Annotated in this window: 18 protein-coding genes; 7 read left to right on the top strand and 11 right to left on the bottom strand. The window is 32.8% G+C overall.

What is annotated here, in order from left to right; genetic code table 11:
• Positions 1–3: 3 nt before the first annotated feature.
• The 3 genes from BUA98_RS20360 to tsaB all read left to right on the top strand — a co-directional run bounded on the left by BUA98_RS20360 (position 4) and on the right by tsaB (position 3,671).
• Positions 4–1,392, top strand: coding sequence for a TolC family protein (locus BUA98_RS20360; RefSeq protein WP_072975482.1), 1,389 nt, complete (start codon positions 4–6; stop codon positions 1,390–1,392).
• 6 nt (positions 1,393–1,398) lie between these two features.
• Entirely contained in the window at positions 1,399–2,688 is a 1,290-nt protein-coding gene (locus BUA98_RS20355; protein ID WP_072975480.1) for an efflux RND transporter periplasmic adaptor subunit, read from the top strand.
• A 308-nt stretch (positions 2,689–2,996) separates the two neighbouring features.
• Positions 2,997–3,671: a tRNA (adenosine(37)-N6)-threonylcarbamoyltransferase complex dimerization subunit type 1 TsaB gene (gene tsaB, locus BUA98_RS20345; protein ID WP_072975476.1), complete on the top strand. Its 675-nt coding sequence runs from the start codon at positions 2,997–2,999 to the stop codon at positions 3,669–3,671.
• Between the two features lie 8 nt (positions 3,672–3,679).
• Here the strand turns inward: tsaB and BUA98_RS20340 are convergent, their stop codons facing one another.
• The 3 genes from BUA98_RS20340 to BUA98_RS20330 all read right to left on the bottom strand — a co-directional run bounded on the left by BUA98_RS20340 (position 3,680) and on the right by BUA98_RS20330 (position 6,043).
• Positions 3,680–4,486 (bottom strand): mechanosensitive ion channel family protein, encoded by an 807-nt coding sequence (locus BUA98_RS20340; RefSeq protein ID WP_244279242.1) that lies wholly within the window; start codon positions 4,484–4,486, stop codon positions 3,680–3,682.
• A gap of 92 nt (positions 4,487–4,578) precedes the next feature.
• Positions 4,579–4,986 (bottom strand): hypothetical protein, encoded by a 408-nt coding sequence (locus tag BUA98_RS20335; RefSeq protein ID WP_072975473.1) that lies wholly within the window; start codon positions 4,984–4,986, stop codon positions 4,579–4,581.
• 157 nt (positions 4,987–5,143) lie between these two features.
• On the bottom strand, positions 5,144–6,043 hold the full coding sequence (locus tag BUA98_RS20330; protein ID WP_072975471.1) for a NifU family protein: 900 nt from the start codon (positions 6,041–6,043) through the stop codon (positions 5,144–5,146).
• Positions 6,044–6,185: 142 nt separating this feature from the next.
• Between BUA98_RS20330 and BUA98_RS20325 the strand changes: the two genes are divergently transcribed.
• Positions 6,186–7,175, top strand: a complete 990-nt coding sequence (locus tag BUA98_RS20325; RefSeq protein ID WP_072975469.1) for a PorP/SprF family type IX secretion system membrane protein — start codon at positions 6,186–6,188, stop codon at positions 7,173–7,175.
• Positions 7,176–7,181: 6 nt separating this feature from the next.
• A complete protein-coding gene (locus tag BUA98_RS20320; RefSeq protein ID WP_072975467.1) occupies positions 7,182–7,700 on the top strand; it encodes a gamma carbonic anhydrase family protein in 519 nt (172 codons plus the stop codon).
• Between the two features lie 92 nt (positions 7,701–7,792).
• On the opposite strand, the gene BUA98_RS20315 is transcribed toward BUA98_RS20320, so the two are convergent.
• The 6 genes from BUA98_RS20315 to BUA98_RS20290 form a co-directional block, all read right to left on the bottom strand.
• Positions 7,793–8,509: a LytR/AlgR family response regulator transcription factor gene (locus BUA98_RS20315; protein ID WP_072975465.1), complete on the bottom strand. Its 717-nt coding sequence runs from the start codon at positions 8,507–8,509 to the stop codon at positions 7,793–7,795.
• Positions 8,510–8,613: 104 nt separating this feature from the next.
• Positions 8,614–9,324 carry a dioxygenase family protein gene (locus tag BUA98_RS20310; protein ID WP_072975463.1) on the bottom strand — a complete coding sequence of 237 codons (711 nt, stop codon included), beginning with the start codon at positions 9,322–9,324 and terminating at the stop codon, positions 8,614–8,616.
• Between the two features lie 12 nt (positions 9,325–9,336).
• Positions 9,337–10,443, bottom strand: coding sequence for a sensor histidine kinase (locus tag BUA98_RS20305; protein WP_072975461.1), 1,107 nt, complete (start codon positions 10,441–10,443; stop codon positions 9,337–9,339).
• Positions 10,444–10,665: a DUF4907 domain-containing protein gene (locus tag BUA98_RS20300; RefSeq protein ID WP_244279241.1), complete on the bottom strand. Its 222-nt coding sequence runs from the start codon at positions 10,663–10,665 to the stop codon at positions 10,444–10,446.
• A gap of 100 nt (positions 10,666–10,765) precedes the next feature.
• The gene (locus tag BUA98_RS20295) at positions 10,766–11,773 is read right to left on the bottom strand and encodes a Kelch repeat-containing protein (RefSeq protein WP_072975459.1); all 1,008 of its coding nucleotides are present in this window, start codon (positions 11,771–11,773) and stop codon (positions 10,766–10,768) included.
• A gap of 16 nt (positions 11,774–11,789) precedes the next feature.
• Positions 11,790–12,581 carry a DUF6268 family outer membrane beta-barrel protein gene (locus BUA98_RS20290; RefSeq protein WP_244279240.1) on the bottom strand — a complete coding sequence of 264 codons (792 nt, stop codon included), beginning with the start codon at positions 12,579–12,581 and terminating at the stop codon, positions 11,790–11,792.
• Between the two features lie 281 nt (positions 12,582–12,862).
• On the opposite strand from BUA98_RS20290, the gene BUA98_RS20285 reads away from it, so the two are divergent.
• On the top strand, positions 12,863–14,191 hold the full coding sequence (locus tag BUA98_RS20285) for a DUF4270 family protein (protein WP_072975455.1): 1,329 nt from the start codon (positions 12,863–12,865) through the stop codon (positions 14,189–14,191).
• Complete coding sequence (locus BUA98_RS20280; protein WP_072975453.1) at positions 14,192–15,427, top strand: BamG family beta-barrel-assembly machinery protein; 1,236 nt, start codon at positions 14,192–14,194, stop codon at positions 15,425–15,427.
• 4 nt (positions 15,428–15,431) lie between these two features.
• On the opposite strand, the gene murI is transcribed toward BUA98_RS20280, so the two are convergent.
• Complete coding sequence (murI, locus tag BUA98_RS20275; protein WP_072975451.1) at positions 15,432–16,208, bottom strand: glutamate racemase; 777 nt, start codon at positions 16,206–16,208, stop codon at positions 15,432–15,434.
• A 151-nt stretch (positions 16,209–16,359) separates the two neighbouring features.
• Positions 16,360–16,863 carry an OmpH/Skp family outer membrane protein gene (locus BUA98_RS20270; RefSeq protein ID WP_208858007.1) on the bottom strand — a complete coding sequence of 168 codons (504 nt, stop codon included), beginning with the start codon at positions 16,861–16,863 and terminating at the stop codon, positions 16,360–16,362.
• Positions 16,864–16,871 lie beyond the last annotated feature (8 nt).

Here is a 16,871-nt window from a genome sequence, read left to right as displayed (position 1 = left end):
TATATGAAAATAAATAAATATAATAGTCTGGCTTTTGCTATACTTTTCGGGTTTGGGTTATCAGCCCAGGCACAAACAAAACAATGGACACTGGAAGAGTGTGTACGATATGCTCTAGACAATAATATCACGATTAAATTATCAGAGTTAGATGTTAAAAATGTAGATATTGATAAAAAAGATGCATTTGGCAGTTACTTCCCTACTGTAAATGGTAGTGCTTCTCATTCCTGGAATATTGGTCGAAATGTAAATCCTGTTACTAATCTTGCGAGTACACAAACCACGCAGTATACGTCATTAGGTGTTAATTCAAGTGTAGATATTTATAAAGGTTTACAAAATCAAAATACTTATAGAAGAGCAAAATTATCAATAATTGCCTCTCAATATCAATTGCTGAAAATGCAGGAAGATATTTCATTAAATGTTGCTAATGCATTTCTTCAGATTTTATCTTATAAAGAAGATTTAAAAGTAAGAAAAGAGCAATTGTCAATTGATGAAAAGCGATTGAAACGTTCTGAAGAAATGGTAAATGCAGGAACTATTCCAAGAGGAGATTTGTATGATTTAAAAGCTACCATTGCAACGGATCAGCAGGCGATTACGGTTTCAGAGAACAATCTACTTATTTCAAAATTAAGTTTAGCGCAGCTTTTGCAATTAAAAGAATTTGCAGATTTTGATGTAATTGATGATACAAATGCGAAAGATGAAAATAATATCATGGCCAAAAGCCCAATTGATATTTACAACAAAGCAAAAGAAACAAGAACAGAATTAAAATTGGCACAAACTAATCTTGAAATTGCTGAGAAAAATGTAACAATTGCTAAAGGGGCTTATCAGCCAAGGCTTTCAGGGTTTTATTCTTTTCGTACAAATGCCAGTTATAGTGATGTTGTTACAGGAATAGATCCAGTGACGAATGAGCCAACTTATGCGCCTCCAGCTCCTGTTTTTGATCAGTTTAGTGACAATAAGGGGCATAGCTTTGGATTAGATTTGCAAATTCCAATTTTCAACGGTTTCTCAGTTCGTAATAATGTCGAACGAAATAAAGTTAATTTGGAAAAATCTAAAATAGATTTAGAACAAAAAAGTTTAGATTTGCAACGTAACGTTTATACTGCTTTTACAAATGCAAAAGGAGCATTAAATACATACGAGTCATCAACTGTAACATTAGAAGCAAGACAACAGGCTTACAATTATGCTAAAGAAAAGTATGATGTTGGTTTAATGAATTCTTTTGATTTTACACAGGCTCAGACATTGTTAACTAATGCGCAGTCTGATGTTATCAGAACGAAATACGATTATATTTTTAAAATAAAAATACTTGAATTCTATTTTGGAATTCCAATTGTCCCAATTATTACAAAATAATTTATTATGTCAAAAAAAACAGTTTATTTCTTGATAGGAGGCGCGGTAGTTATTATTGCAGTTTTAGTAGGTCTTTCGAAATCGGGAGTAATAGGAAATAAGGATGAAGGAAAAGAAGTAGAAATCTCAAAAGTAATGGCTTCAACTATTGTCGAAACAGTTTCGGCAACAGGGAAAATTCAACCGGAAATTGAGGTGAAACTTTCATCAATGGTTTCAGGTGAAATTATTGCACTAAATGTAAAAGAAGGCCAGGTCGTTAAAAAAGGAGATTTATTAGTAAAAATAAATCCGGATTTATATACATCTGGATTGGATAGATCTGTTGCTAATTTATCAGGAACTAAAGCCAGCTTAACGCAGTCTGAAGCAAATTTTAAAGAAGCAAAAGCAAGTTACGAGCGTAATAAAACGTTATATGATAAAGGAGTAATTTCAAAGTCTGATTGGGATAAATCAATTGCAACTTTTGAAGTTGCTAAAGCGACGAAACAAAGTTCTTATTACAATGTCCAGAGTGCTTCGGCGTCTGTAACAGAGGCAAAAGACAATCTGGGACGTACTTTAATTTATGCTCCTGCGGATGGTACTATTTCGCTATTGAATGTTGAATTAGGAGAGCGTGTTTTAGGTACGCAACAAATGGCAGGAACAGAGCTTTTGAGAGTCGCAAACTTAAACAACATGGAAGTTGAAGTTGATGTTAATGAAAATGACATTGTTAAAGTGAAAATTGGTGATGAAGCCAATGTTGAAGTTGATGCTTATTTAAAAAAGAAATTTAAAGGTACTGTAACGAGCATTTCTAACTCTGCAAGTACTACTTTAACGTCAGATCAGGTTACTAATTTCAAAGTTAAAGTTCGTATTCTAAAAGAGTCTTATCAGGATTTATTAGAAGGACAACCGAGCTCTTACTCTCCGTTTAGACCAGGTATGACTGCTACAGTTGATATTCTTACCAAAACAAAAGCAAATGTATTGGCCGTGCCTATTAGTTCAGTGGTTGTAAAATCAGATACTGCTGCTGTTAAAGATTTTAAAGTAGAAGATCCTAATGAGAAAAAAGTAGTACCAAAAGGCGACAAAAAATTCGAATGTGTTTTTGTGAAAGTTGGTGATAAAGCTAAAATCAGAGTTATTAAAACAGGTATTCAGGACGACACCAATATCGAAGTAATGTCTGGATTAAAATCAGGAGATGTTGTTATTACGGGACCTTACACTACAGTTTCAAAAGAATTGAATTCTGGTGATAAAGTAAAGCTTAAAAAAGCTGATGTTCCTAAGAAATAAATTCAATTAGAAATATGATTATTGCTTTGCATGGTGGATTGTCTTATGAGATGATTTATGGTTTAGGAGGGGGATTTATAATGGCACTGCTCTTTTTTATATTTATACATTATAGAATCTATAAAGGTGAATATTATAATAAAGAATATGTGTATTTCTCTTCAGGAAGAAAAGCGGTAATTTATCTGGGCTTTCTCATAGTTAACTTTTGTGTAGCTTATATAATATTCTTTGTTTTTATGCTTGTATTTGCAGGGATTTCTAGTTACTTTATAAAAACTTTTAATTAACATTTAAATAATAATACTTTGTCTTTTATTCTCAATATCGAAACGGCTACAAAAAATTGTTCTGTAGCAATTGCAAAAAATGGTGAAACAATTTTATGTAAGGAAATTGCAGAAGAGGGATATTCGCATGCCGAAAAACTCCATGTTTTTATTGAAGAAGCAATCGCGGAGGCAGGAATCACAGTTCATGATTTAGTTGCTATTGCGGTAAGTCAGGGGCCTGGTTCTTATACAGGTTTGCGCATTGGAGTTTCGGCGGCAAAAGGATTGTGTTTTGCCTTAAATATTCCACTGATTGCTGTCGATACATTACAAACTTTGGCTTCTCAGGCAAAAGTTACTGACGGAAAAATAATTCCAATGCTGGATGCCAGACGAATGGAAGTTTACAGTGAAATTTTTAATGCAAATCTGGAAGTTGAAAGAGAAATTCTGGCAGAAGTTATTACAGAAGATTCTTTTAAAGATTTTACAGAAAAATTGTATTTCGTGGGAGATTGTGCTGATAAATGCAAAGCTGTTCTAACAAAAGATAGTTTTGTTTTTCTGGAAGATATAAAATACCCTTCTGCTTCAGCGATGAGTAAAATCAGTTTTGATAAATATCAAAAAAGCGACACTGTAGATGTCGCTTATTTTGAACCTTATTATTTAAAAGATTTTATGATGGCACCTCCATCAAAAAAACAATAAAAACCTTTTTATTTTTGAAGTGTATACGGTTGAACTGAAATTCCGGCTTCATCTAAAGCTGTTTTGCAATTCTCCAGAGTTTCAGAAAAAACAACACCATAATTTACATTTTTAGCCCACGGGCGTACTGAAAATTCTACAGCACTAGCTGTTAGGTTTTTTACAAAAACTTCAGGAGCAGGTTTCTTAAGTACTTTAGGATTTTTATTTAAAACATCTAAAAGAACTTCTTTCGCTTTTTTGATGTCTGAATCATACGAAACGGCAAAAGTCAAATCGGCTCTTCTTTCTCCCTGCATAGAATAATTAATGATCGTTCCGTTAGATAATGCGCCGTTTGGAACAAAAACAGTTTGATTATTAGCGGTAAGCATTTTGGTAACAAAAATCTGAATTTCACTTACAGTTGCTATAACGCCTTGCGCCTCGATCGTATCGCCAACTTTAAAAGGTTTGAAAACGATAATTAACATTCCGCCCGCAAAGTTAGAAAGTGAACCTTGTAATGATAAACCAACTGCAAGACCCATTGCTCCTAAGATGGCAACAAAGGAAGAGGTTTCGATACCCAATTTTGAAATAAAGGTTACAAATAGCAAAATTCTAAGCGCCCATATCAAAATATCCGAAAGGAATTTTGTTAATGTAGGATCTAAATTTCTTTGAACCATTACTTTTGTAATAATTCTATTTATTAATCGGATGGCATAAATACCGACAAATAAAATTAAAAATGCCGAAACTAATTTTGGCGCATAATCAACAAGTACGTCAATAAATTTAGTGACGTAAATACTAATTTGTTCTGGACTCATCATGTTTATTGAATAAAAAAACCTTCTCAAAATGAGAAGGTGTATTAGTGGTGCAAATATAAAGATATTTCTTCTATAAGAAAAATAAGTAGTTATTCCTTCTCTTTAGTTTCGTCAATAATTTTATCTTCAACAGTTGCCGCCGTTTCACTGGCATCAACTACAGTTTCTGAAGCAATTGTCTTTGTATCCGTACTGATATCGCTTGCTTTTTCTTTTACAGAATCAATTACATCGCTTATAGAATCTGTTGCTTTTTCCACATATTCACTTACGATATCTTTTGCCTGATGTGCGTATTCTGCGGCACTTTCCAGAATTGGCTCTGAGGCTTCTTTAGCTTTTGCGATAGTTTCTTCTGTAAAAGCCTCTGCTTTTTCAATATAAGGAGCGGCAGCTTCCTTCGCCTGCTCAAAAGTACTTTCGGCCTGGTTGGCTAAATCTGTTGCAGATTCTTTGGCCGAGCCAAATAAATTCTTGAAAAATGAAGATAATCCCATAGTTTTATAATTGATTGATTAGAAATACAATATTAAACTTTTTTACAGAATTATAGTGTTATTGTTGGAATAATTTATTGAAATGTAAGGAGATAGGCAGTAATAAAAAAAGCGCTCGCTATTGGCGAACGCTTTTGGTATTTTCTGAAATTATTTTTTACGCATTTAAGGCTTCAACTTTAATCGCTTCATCATTTAACATACTTTTCAACATGTTTTCGATTCCACTTTTTAAAGTAAAAGTCGATGATGGACATCCGCTGCAGGCACCTTGCAAAATAACTTTAACTGTTTTGTCTTCTTCGTTATAAGAATCGAAAGCAATATTTCCTCCGTCAGCAGCAACTGCCGGTTTTACGTATTCTTCCAGGATGTTGATGATTTGTTGTGATGTTACATCCAATTTATCAAAAGCTTCGTCTTTCGTAACATCATTTTTCGTAGCAACTTCAATTAAACTTTCATCTAAAACAGTTCCTCCGTTTTCGATAAATTGTTTGATAAAAGTTCTAACTTCCAACGTGATTTCATCCCAGTCATTAATGTCATATTTAGTTACCGAAATATAATTCTCATCAATGAAAACTTCTTTTACATAAGGGAACTTAAATAATTCTTTTGCCAATGGAGAAGAAGCCGTCTGGTCAATATTTTTATATTCTACAGGGTTTCTGGTTAACATTCTGCTTACAACGAATTTTAAAGCCGCCGGATTTGGAGTTGTTTCCCCATAAACAGTAATAGGTTGTTTTTTTGCCTTGTTTTCGTCGATTTTAATAATAATACCACCTTTGTCAACAAATGCTGCTATTTGTTCTGCAACAGCATCCTGAACATCTTCCCATTCTACAATGCTGTATCTTTCGATTGCGATGAAATTTCCTGAAATATAAACTGTTTTTACAAACGGAAGGTAAAATAATTGTTGTGCTAAAGGTGATTCCTGTGCCTCATCAATATTTTTAAACTCAAAATTTTGGTTTTGAGTAATGAAATCTTCAAATTCAAATTTTAATATAGTTGGATTTTGAGTTTCTTTTATGGTGATTTTTGTCATGATGTGTAATTTTTTACAAATTTACTAAAGTTATTTTCTACTAATAGCTATATTTGATTTTTTAATAAAATAATTAAGATTCTTATTATAACTAATCGGATTAAATTAAGAGTCTATAATTTATTCAAACAAAAATGCCTTTATGGAATTTAGAATCAGGGTTTTATTTATTTTTTTATTAACTTCATTTTACTCTTTTTCGCAAGAAGGCATTCCTGTTTATTCAGACTATTTATCAGATAATTATTATTTGATTCATCCGTCTATGGCCGGAGCAGCAAATTGTGCTAAAATAAGACTAACAGCCAGAAAACAATGGTTTGGTCAGGACGATGCGCCGGAACTTCAGACGTTGAGTTTTAATGGTCGAATAGGCGAGAGATCAGGAGCGGGAATTATTGTCTTTAATGATAAAAACGGCTATCATTCTCAAAAGGGTTTAAAGCTTACGTATGCACATCATATCATGTTTTCCAGGGATGAAATTGATCTAAATCAGCTTTCTTTTGGTATTAGTGGAGGTGTGATCCAAAATCAATTAGACGAAACAGCATTTGGAACAGATTATGATCCGCTTATTTCAGGACAAATTCAAAAAGATTCCTATTTTAATTTAGATATTGGTGCTTCCTACAATTATTTAAATTTCTACGCGCATGCTACTGTTCAGGGTTTAATTGAAACCAGAAAAGAATTGTACAGCGATTTAGAAAGTGATAACGTTAGAAAATATCTTTTAAGCGCTGGATATGTTTTTGGAAAAAGCGATAAAATCACTTGGGAACCTTCCGTATTGCTTCAAATATTTGATCAGACTAAGGAGAAATCAATTGATTTAAATATGAAAGCTTACAAAAACATGGATTTCGGAAGTTTGTGGGCAGCGCTATCTTATAGAAGAAGTTTTGATGGTGCACAATATGTTTCTGGAAGCGGAGTTTCATCTCAAAAATTGCAATATTTTACGCCAATTATTGGTATAAATTATAATAACTTTATGTTCGCTTATACGTATTCACAAGTGATGGGCGATGTAAAATTTGATACTGGAGGGTATCATCAAATTACTTTGGGTATCAATTTATTTTGTAAAAAGGAACGTTACGATTGTAATTGTCCTGCTATTAATTAATTTTTTATGCTAATTAAATCTGTAAACGGAAAATCGCCTTCAATTCCAGAGGATTGTTATGTTGCCGAAAACGCTACCATTGTTGGCGATGTTACATTTGGCGAATCTTGCAGTGTTTGGTTTAATGCTGTAATTCGGGGTGATGTTCACTTCATTAAGATTGGAAACAAAGTTAATATCCAGGACGGGGCCATTATTCATTGCACCTATCAAAAACATCCAACTATTATAGGTAACAATGTTTCTATTGGTCACAATGCAATTGTGCATGGTTGTACTATTCAGGACAATGTTTTAATAGGAATGGGCGCTATAGTAATGGATAATTGTGTAATTGAAAGCAATGCAATTGTAGCCGCAGGAGCGGTTGTGACACAAAATACTATTGTGACTTCAGGAAGTATTTATGCAGGAGTTCCTGCCAAAAAAGTGAAAGATATTGACCAATCTGATTTCGCTGGCGAAATTGAGCGTATTTCAAACAATTATGTAATGTATTCGGGCTGGTTTAAAAACGAAAAATAAATTTTTTTAAAAAATCAAAATAGAAATTCCAAATTCCAATCGTTGTCAGACATTCTTGGAATTTGGAATTTGTGTTTTTTGGAATTTAAAACTTATAAGTTGATTTTTTCAAAGAAGGTATTTTTATAACTCTCACTAATCGGAATTCGTTTATCACTTATTAAAACCTTATTTTTCTGAATTGATTTTACGTGCTTAATATTGATAATATAAGACCTGTGAATTCTCGAAAATCCTTTGCTGGAAAGTAAATTTTCTAATTTTATTAAGCTAATTAAGGTTAGCGTAAATTTATTATCGGTTGTGTAGATTTTTACATAATCTTTTAGGCCTTCAATAAATAGAATATCTGCGAAATTCATTTTTACGTTCTCATATTCAGCTCTTACGAACATAAAATCCTGTTCTAATTCGGGAGCTGTAGTATTTTCAGAAATAGCCTGAACCGTGGCTGCAGGATTGAAAATTTGCTGGGCACGAACTACAGATTTTAAAAATCGATGGAACGGAATTGGTTTCACCAAATAATCTACGGCACCAAGATTAAATCCTTCAACTGCATAATCAGAATAGGCAGTTGTAAAAATGATCAGTGGTTTTTTTTCAATAGTATTTAGAAATTCTATTCCCGAAAAATGAGGCATTTGAATATCCAAAAATATCAAATCTATATTCGTCTGATTGATAAATGAAACAGCATCGATCGCATTATTAAAAGTGCTGACCAATTCTAATGAATCTACTTTTCGGACAAAATCTTCTAATAATTCTACCGCTAGAGGTTCATCATCTATAATTACACATTTCATCTGTTTCAGTATTAGATCGTTAAATTTGTTTTGGTCTTCAAAAGTAGTTTTAAACCAGTAAATTAAGTTTTAAAGTTTTCATAAATTACTGCTTTAAACTTAAATTAAGCATTTACCGTTATGGTTTTGCTTAAGGTATAGCCATCTGTTAGATTTCCGGTTAATGTGGCCAGTTCATCATCTAAACTATCAGAGAAAACATTATCTCTTGTGTTTGAAGTATCGGCCTGACCGTGTGCAACATAATTGGTGCTCGAATATACTTCGCTTGAAACATTTTCAGGAAAAGCAATTTGTGTTACCAACAATGAAGAACCAGTTGCTGTTAATATTTCAACGTGTACATGTGGTGCCCTTCCTTGGTACCAGCCTGGAAAAATTGAAAGAAAGGATACTTCTCCTTTTGCATTGGTAGTTTGTCTACCTCTTAAAAAATGAACTTCTGTATAATTGGTTTGCTGCATAGAAGTTCCTCCGTATTCTGAATAGTTTCCATCTTTATCACAATGCCATACATCTACCAAAACATTTTCTAATGGAGCGCAATTATTGCTTTTATTTTCAATCGTTAGGTTAATAAGTAAAGCAACTCCAATTCTGTCTGATTTTATATTTTCTAAAACCAATTGGCTTGGTGTTTTTATAGGAAAAGGACCTTTTGTTTCAGCAGGAGAAACAGTGCAGTTTCCATCTGTTGATGAGTTGGAACCCGAGTTGTCATTATCGTTTTTTGAGCAGGATTCCAGTAGTTTAGAGGCTGTTGCAAGGGATGCAATTCCTAAAATACCGTTTCGAATGAATTTTTTTCTGTCCATAATCAGTTGTTTTTAATTTATTGATGTTTGAATTTCATCTAACTTTAAATTTAAATGAACACGGTAATACTGATTGTCCTGCGTTATATCTAATTGATGCGCGTGGGGATATAGTAAGTCCAGACGGCTTTTTATGTTAGCTAGCCCAATTCCTGAGTTTTCGGGATCTTTCCTGTAATCTTCTATGGTGTTTTCTATCCAAAAATCTAAACTGTTTTCGTGTATAAAAATTTTAATTTTTACGTGAGCTGCACCTTTGTAATCAGTTCCGTATTTAAAAGCATTTTCAACAAACGAAATCAGCAACAAAGGTTCTATGAACTTATTTCTGGTATCACCATGAACATTTATAACGATGTCCTCAATGTCGTTAAGCCTAAGTTTTTGTAGTTCAATGTAATTTTGGATATAATTAATTTCCTTTTCTAAAGCCACCGTTTTGTTATCTGTTTCATACAGCATATACCGCATTAACTCAGATAATGTTACGATGGCATCAGGGACCAAATCAGATTTTTTGTGTGCCAACGAATAGATACTGTTTAAAGAATTAAATAAAAAATGCGGATTAGTTTGCTTACGCAGATAAATTAATTCAGTATTTGTTCGGTGTGTTTCGGCAATTAATTTGTTTTGTTGATTGTTGTAAAATTCTGTTAGTGTTCTAATAATAGCACTAATCGTAATAATCAGAATATAGAATAAAGAAGGAGCAATTTTAAAAAACCAAGGCTGTCTCGTGGCCATTATTGATCTTACTCGTGGTCCTTTGTAAATGAATTTAATATCTTCAGGCGGAGGAAGCATGTTTCTTGGCTTAATGTGCTTAAAATCCGGAATAAAATAGTTAATCCTAATAGTCATAAAAAGGGCTATGAGAGCAAAAACAAAAACAAAATAATGCCAGTATTTTTTTTCTAAAAGTAAAACGGGTACCAAATAAAAATAATTCAGATAAAACAAAATGATTCCTGTAACCCATTGTACGTAAAAATCATTGTTGATTCTAAACGGGCTTTCGTAAAATTGAATTAATGAGGTCAAAATAAAGAAAGTCCATATTATACTATGGAACAGGATTTTGTTTGAGCTGGTATTTTTGATGGTATCTATATTCATTTATAATTTTATTTTTAATAAAATTAAATCATTTTTTGTTACTGTCGGTGATAAGTCTTTATTGAGTTTATCTACCACCAAAGTGCCCACTTTTAATGCATCGCTTTCAGAAAAAAAGCTTTTGGTTTCGTTTATCACCGGTATAAGAGATTGTTTGATTAAAACTCTATCGTTACTGGCGATTGAATAACCCCATCCAGACTTTGTTTTAAATGTTTCCATTTTAAATGATTCTTTTCTGGTACAGGCTGTCAACAACAAAACAAGTATAAAAAACAGCAAATTCTTCTGGATCTTATTCCAGAAGAGTTGCTTTTTAGTATTAATTATCATCATCATTTTGTTCTTCAGTAGGTTTAAATTCCCAGGCATCATCAAAATAGCTGGAACCAGTTCTTCCGAGCATATAAAATCCGCGATTATTAACAGCAAAACCAACAGCATCTGTTCTTGATGCGCCTTCCATTGCAGTTCTTTCAACCCATAAATCTGTCGACGGATTGTATTCCCAAATTGTTCTCACACTTTCTCCTCCAACAATATAACCCAATCCGTTCATGGCAAAACTTGATGCATTAGAACGAACAATTGCATAATCATCATTGTATGAATCGTCATCATCTTCATCTTTATCGATATCACGTTTTTTTGTCCATACATCTGTGGCGGGGTCAAACTCCCAAAAATCTTCCTGATAAACAGCATTGTTAATTCCGGTTCCCAGGTAAGCTTTATCAGCAATTATAAAAACGGTAGCATTACGTCTTTTATTTCCGCTAAATCCGTTTACAATGCTCCAGGTATTTGTCTGATCATTGTATTGATAAAAATCCTTAAGATAATTTCCATCATAACCGGTTCCAAAATAGGCTTTTCCACCAACCTGAAATCCTACTGCTCCGTAACGGCCGGTCCCGGCAAAGTCTGTTTTTTGTGTCCAGCTATTAGTTGTGGGATCGTATTGGTAAAAATCTTTTAATTTATTAGTTCCGTCATAACCAAGACCTACATATCCTTTTTCGTTTAATGCAAAACTTGAAGCAGAACTTCTTCCAACTCCTGCGAAATCAGCTTTTTGTTCCCAATAGTCCCCTGTAGAATTGTATGCCCATAAATCCTTCAAATATTCATCGCCGGTATATCCAGTCGCTATATAAGCATAATCTCCAATAATAAAACTTGTGGCACTAGATCTTGCAGGTCCGTCAAATGCTGATTTTTTAACCCAGTTTCCTATTAAATCATCATCATCGTCATCATTACTGCAGCCTATAAAAAAGAGACTCGAAAACAGTGTCGCGAATAATATTCCTTTTTTTAAATTATTCATAGTGTATTAAATTTATTTATTGTTTGTATTTGATCCCGATTCCTAAAATGTATCCGTTGCCAGTATTATAATTATATACTTCATGATTGTCATTGTCAAGGAGTATGTACTTTTTGTCAAAATTATAACCAGCTTTAAAATTTAAAAACCAATTTCGGTCTACGTTTCTTTCATATTCAATTGCCGAAGTCATTTGAGATAAACTTGCTTTTGTAGCCTCTTTATTTAAATTAATTTGTGAATCTAAATTGTAAAAATTACCATTAAAAATATTGGTTAAGCTAAACTTGTTCCGGGTATTATTTGAATATGATATTTTAGAATCAGGAAAGCCTATTGATAAACTGCTTTCATTATTTATTTTATAATTTAAAGCCAAAATCGGCATGAATTTAGGATAACCAAAAGCCGTTGTTCTCGAAACTCCAATGCTTAAATCTGTATTAGAATTCAAATGCTGATTAATCGCAAAACTTCCTAAAATTGTCACGTCAGAAATATCAAAATTTTGTTGAAAATTAGCAGTAGGCGTTATAGTAAAATCCAATTTTGTTGTTTGTGTAATACTTTGCATAAACGTAAATTGATTTTGTAATTGATTAAATTGAGTCTGATCTTCAATCGATTCGAAATCTTCTGTTTCATAATTGACATTTAGATGTAAGTATTCTAACGAATTCGATATTTTGCTTTTGCTATTTATTTCTTTATTGACTTTGACGCTAATACCAGTCTCGTTAAAATTAATTTTGTCAGTAGGTTCTGTTTTTAAATTCATATTTACTGAAAAATTGTCCTGAGCTTTCATACTAAAAAATGAAATTGTAAAAAGCGAACATATTAGAAACCTTATTTTCATTACTTATTTATTGGCCCAAAAGTAGGTGCCTAATGTTTTTTAAAAAAAGAAGATATATGTATGGCGTGTTTTGATAGACAAAAGAGCCTTTTTTAAGGCCGAATGAAGTATTTATGACCCAAAAGCTATTGTAGATGATTTACTGCTATTTATAGTGTAAAAATGCTAGGCCGTATATGTTGTAGTGCGGTGGAGGGGAGTGCATTTTATATTTGTTCAAAAAATTTATTATGCACAAGTTTATACTAATGTTGTTTTTTCTTATCACGATGCTTTCATGTGGTACAGATACAGATGCCGGCGAATTTGTTGTAGGGTCAGATTACTTAGCTTTAAGTAACAAAGTTGTTTTGATTGATACTGTGACAGTCGAAATGTCAACTATAAATTTCGATTCCCTTGTGACTTCCAGTCAGAGCAGGATATTAATTGGGAGTTATGATGATCCAGTTTTTGGGAAAGTAAAGTCCAATAGTTATTTTCAGCTAACTCCAAGTACTTACAGCTTAAATAATGGAGGTTCAGACACCGAAACAACAAATTACGTTTTTGATTCTATAGCAATGATCCTCAAATACGATAATTATTATTATGGTGATACTACAAAAGTGCAAACTTTTGATATTCATCGTCTGACTCAGAGAGTAAAACCAAATAGTGAGGACGATAGTTTTTACAATAACTCTGTTTTGAATTATAGTGATGAAAGTATTGGTACAATTTCGTATAAGCCAAGACCTACCGAAAAGGATTCTATTACAATAAAAATGAATGATGAATTTGGTGCAGCAATTTTTCAAAAATTAAAGAAAAGAGAAATTACAGATTTTGATAGTTTTTCAGAATATTTGAAAGGACTTGTATTGGTTTCTTCAACTTCGAATTCTTCGAGCGTAGTTGGTTTTAAAGGAGGAACGAGTAAAGTTAGATTGTATTATTCAAAATATCAGGCAGATACAGAAGAAACGCCTTATGTAGTTGATTTTACAATTTCGGATGCATCAAAGCAGTTTAATTCTATTTCTTTGGATAAAACAGGAACCTTACTTCAAAATTTACCCATTTCGAGTAGTAAATTATCAAGTTCGCTTACAAATCGACAAGGGTTTATTCAATCTGGAACAGGTGTAGCCTGCAGAATTGATTTCCCAAATATTAAACAACTTAAGTATATCTCAGATAAAGGTGCTATTGTTAATGCAGAGTTACTTTTAAAACCTGTCAATAATTCCTATTCAGAGCAATATCCTTTAGCGGATTCTTTGAAAGTTTATGTAGCAGATAATTTAAATAGAATAAGTGGTTCTTTACAAAATACAGCAGGAACCTATGTATATGGTACTTTAAATAAGAAAAGCGATGAATTTAATGAAAGTGTTGGGTATATAATTCCTATTGGTGGTTTTCTACAAGAAGAAATGTGGAAACAATCTGATTCCAGATTCTCTCTGATTCTGACGCTACCAGGAATTTCTAAAGCTGTAAACAGAATTGTTTTGGGAGATCAAAAACATACGGACAATAAAATTCAACTTAAAATTTATTACATCTCTTATTAAATGAAAAGTAAAATAGTTTATTTAAGTGGCGCCATATTGATGTCGTTGACTTCATTTTCCCAAAGTATTTCCAGTTCACCTTATTCATTATATGGAGTTGGGAGTTTATACGATTCTGATTTTGGGGCAATCCCTTCTATTGGATCGTCTGGAATTGCTTTGCCATCAGAGACATTTATTAATAATTTGAATCCATCCTCATTAGGGTATTTGCCCCAAAATCATTTTATGTTTGATATTGGAGGTAAAGCTATCGCAACAACCTATCAGAGTGGTTCGCGAACAGAGAATCGTAATAATTTTCAATTTTCGCATATTGCTTTTGCTTTTCCAGTTACAAAGAATTCTGGTTTTAGTGTGGCTTTGAGACCTTATTCCAGTGCAACATTCAAAATTTCTAATTTAAAATTGCCAATAGAAAACAGCCAGGAATATTATTACCTCACGGCCACAGGTTCTGGAGGATTAAATAATTTTGATTTTTCATATGGCTACCGATTTGGAAAAAAGTTGTCAGTTGGAGTCTCAGCAGCTTTATTGTTTGGAAATACTACTGATGATCGCAATTCTTTAATAGTGAATTCAGTTACAAATATTCATAAAAAAACAGATTATAACGGCTTGCGTGCGACTTTAGGAGGGCAGTATAAAATTGATTCTACGCTCACAATCGGTTCAACTTTTAAAATGCCAACTCAAATTAAGGCATCAAAAGTTCAGACAGTTCAAACTATTACGGATGATGTGGTCTCTACTATAGAATCAGATGTTGTCTCTGATACAGATGATTATTATATGCCTTTAGAGATCGGAGTGGGGATTAGTAAGCGCTTTAAGAATAATCTGAATATGACGTTAGATTATGAAAAAAGTTTATGGAACGATTCAAATCAATCTGAATTATATGGCGATTTTGTAAATCAGGATCGATTTGCACTTGGATTTACTTATAGAGCTAAAAAAAATATTCGAAGATATTGGGATAGCGTTCAATATGCAGCTGGAGCAAATTTTGACACAGGTTATCTCGAAGTTGACGGCAAACGTGTAAACAACGCAGCTATTTCTATAGGACTTTCTCTACCTATAGAAAATACTTTTTCGGCTTTAAATATTTCCTATTCCTATGGTCAAAAGGGAAGGATTTCAGATAATTTAATAAAAGAAAATTATCATAAGATATCCCTTAATTTATCGCTCGATGGAATATGGTTTGTCAAACGAAAAATAGAATAGGCAGTTAAAAATCCTTTTTTATAACTGGATATTTATATTTCAATATCGACTCTAAAACTGCGGGATCTGAATTGACATAAAATTCAGGCTCGCTTTTTTGATTGTCAGAGAAACCAACTTTTTCACGTAAAACATTTTGTGTCTGACGTGCTACGGCTTCTCCCGAATCAATAATCTGGATATGTTCAGGAAGGATTTTTTTGATCTGCGGAATCAGATAGGGGTAGTGACTGCATCCCAGAACCAGATAGTCAATATTAGCATCGATCATAGGTTGTAAATAAGACTCTAATAGTTGAGTCATTTCCGGTGAGTTCAGATTGCCATCTTCAATAAGCTGAACAAGACCATGACCAACTTGTTCAATAATTGTAGTATGCTGAAACATTTCGGCAGTTTTGTTGAACAACTCACTATTCAATGTTCCTTTAGTCGCCAAAATTCCGATTACTTGTGTTTTCGAATTATTAGCAGCAGGTTTTATAGCAGGTTCAATTCCTATAAATGGGATATCATATGTTGCACGAAGTTCGCGAATTGCATTAGTTGTTGCAGTATTACACGCTACAACTATTAATTTGCACCCCATTTCGAGTAGTAAATCAACATTTTTTTTGCTTAGAGCAACAATCTCGTCTTTGGTTCTTTGACCATATGGAGCATTTTTACTATCAGCTAGATATATAGTTTTTTCGTTTGGGAGTAGATCATGAATGGCGCTCCAAATGGAAGTTCCTCCAATACCGGAATCAAAAACGCCTATAGGATTGTTGTTCGTCATACTACAAATTTAGTATTTTTTTGAAATAGATTTATATTCTTTGTAAAGTGAAATCATAGAATATTGCTATTTTTTAATCATAATTTAATATAAAAAAAACTGCTCAAACTTTTTTAAAAATTTGAGCAGTTTGTAATAAGAAATTCGTTTTTTAGAATCCTAAATCTTTTTTAACGTCAGCAGTAATGTTTGGTCCATCTGCTAAGATTAAAGTAGAACCATCTAATACGTATTGGTATCCTTTAGCTTTTCCAACTTTTTGGATAGAAGCTTTTACTTTTTCCATAATTGGTTTTACGATATCAGAATCTTTTTGTTGTAATTCTTTTTGAGCATTATCTCTGTAAGACGTAATTCTACCTTGCATATCCTGAACTTCTTTAGAACGCTCTGTGTTTACTACTTCAGTTACAGTTGTAGCTTCTGCTTCATACTTTTTGATTTTAGTTTGATATTCATCAATCATTTTTTTGTATTCAGCATCATATGTAGCACTTAATTTTTGTAGTTGATTTTGAGCATCAAGCATTGCAGGCATTTTCGACATAATCTCGCTAACATCAACATGGGCTACCTTAGCCTGTGCATTCATTGTGTTACTTGCTCCTAAAATTAGTATGGCAGCAATTAGTAAAGTTTTGATTTGTTTCATCATTTTTAAAA

Origin of the sequence: Flavobacterium saccharophilum, assembly GCF_900142735.1 — a bacterium.
In the GTDB taxonomy this organism is placed as follows: Bacteria; Bacteroidota; Bacteroidia; order Flavobacteriales; family Flavobacteriaceae; genus Flavobacterium; species Flavobacterium saccharophilum.
This window is presented reverse-complemented; position numbering and strand designations above follow the sequence as displayed.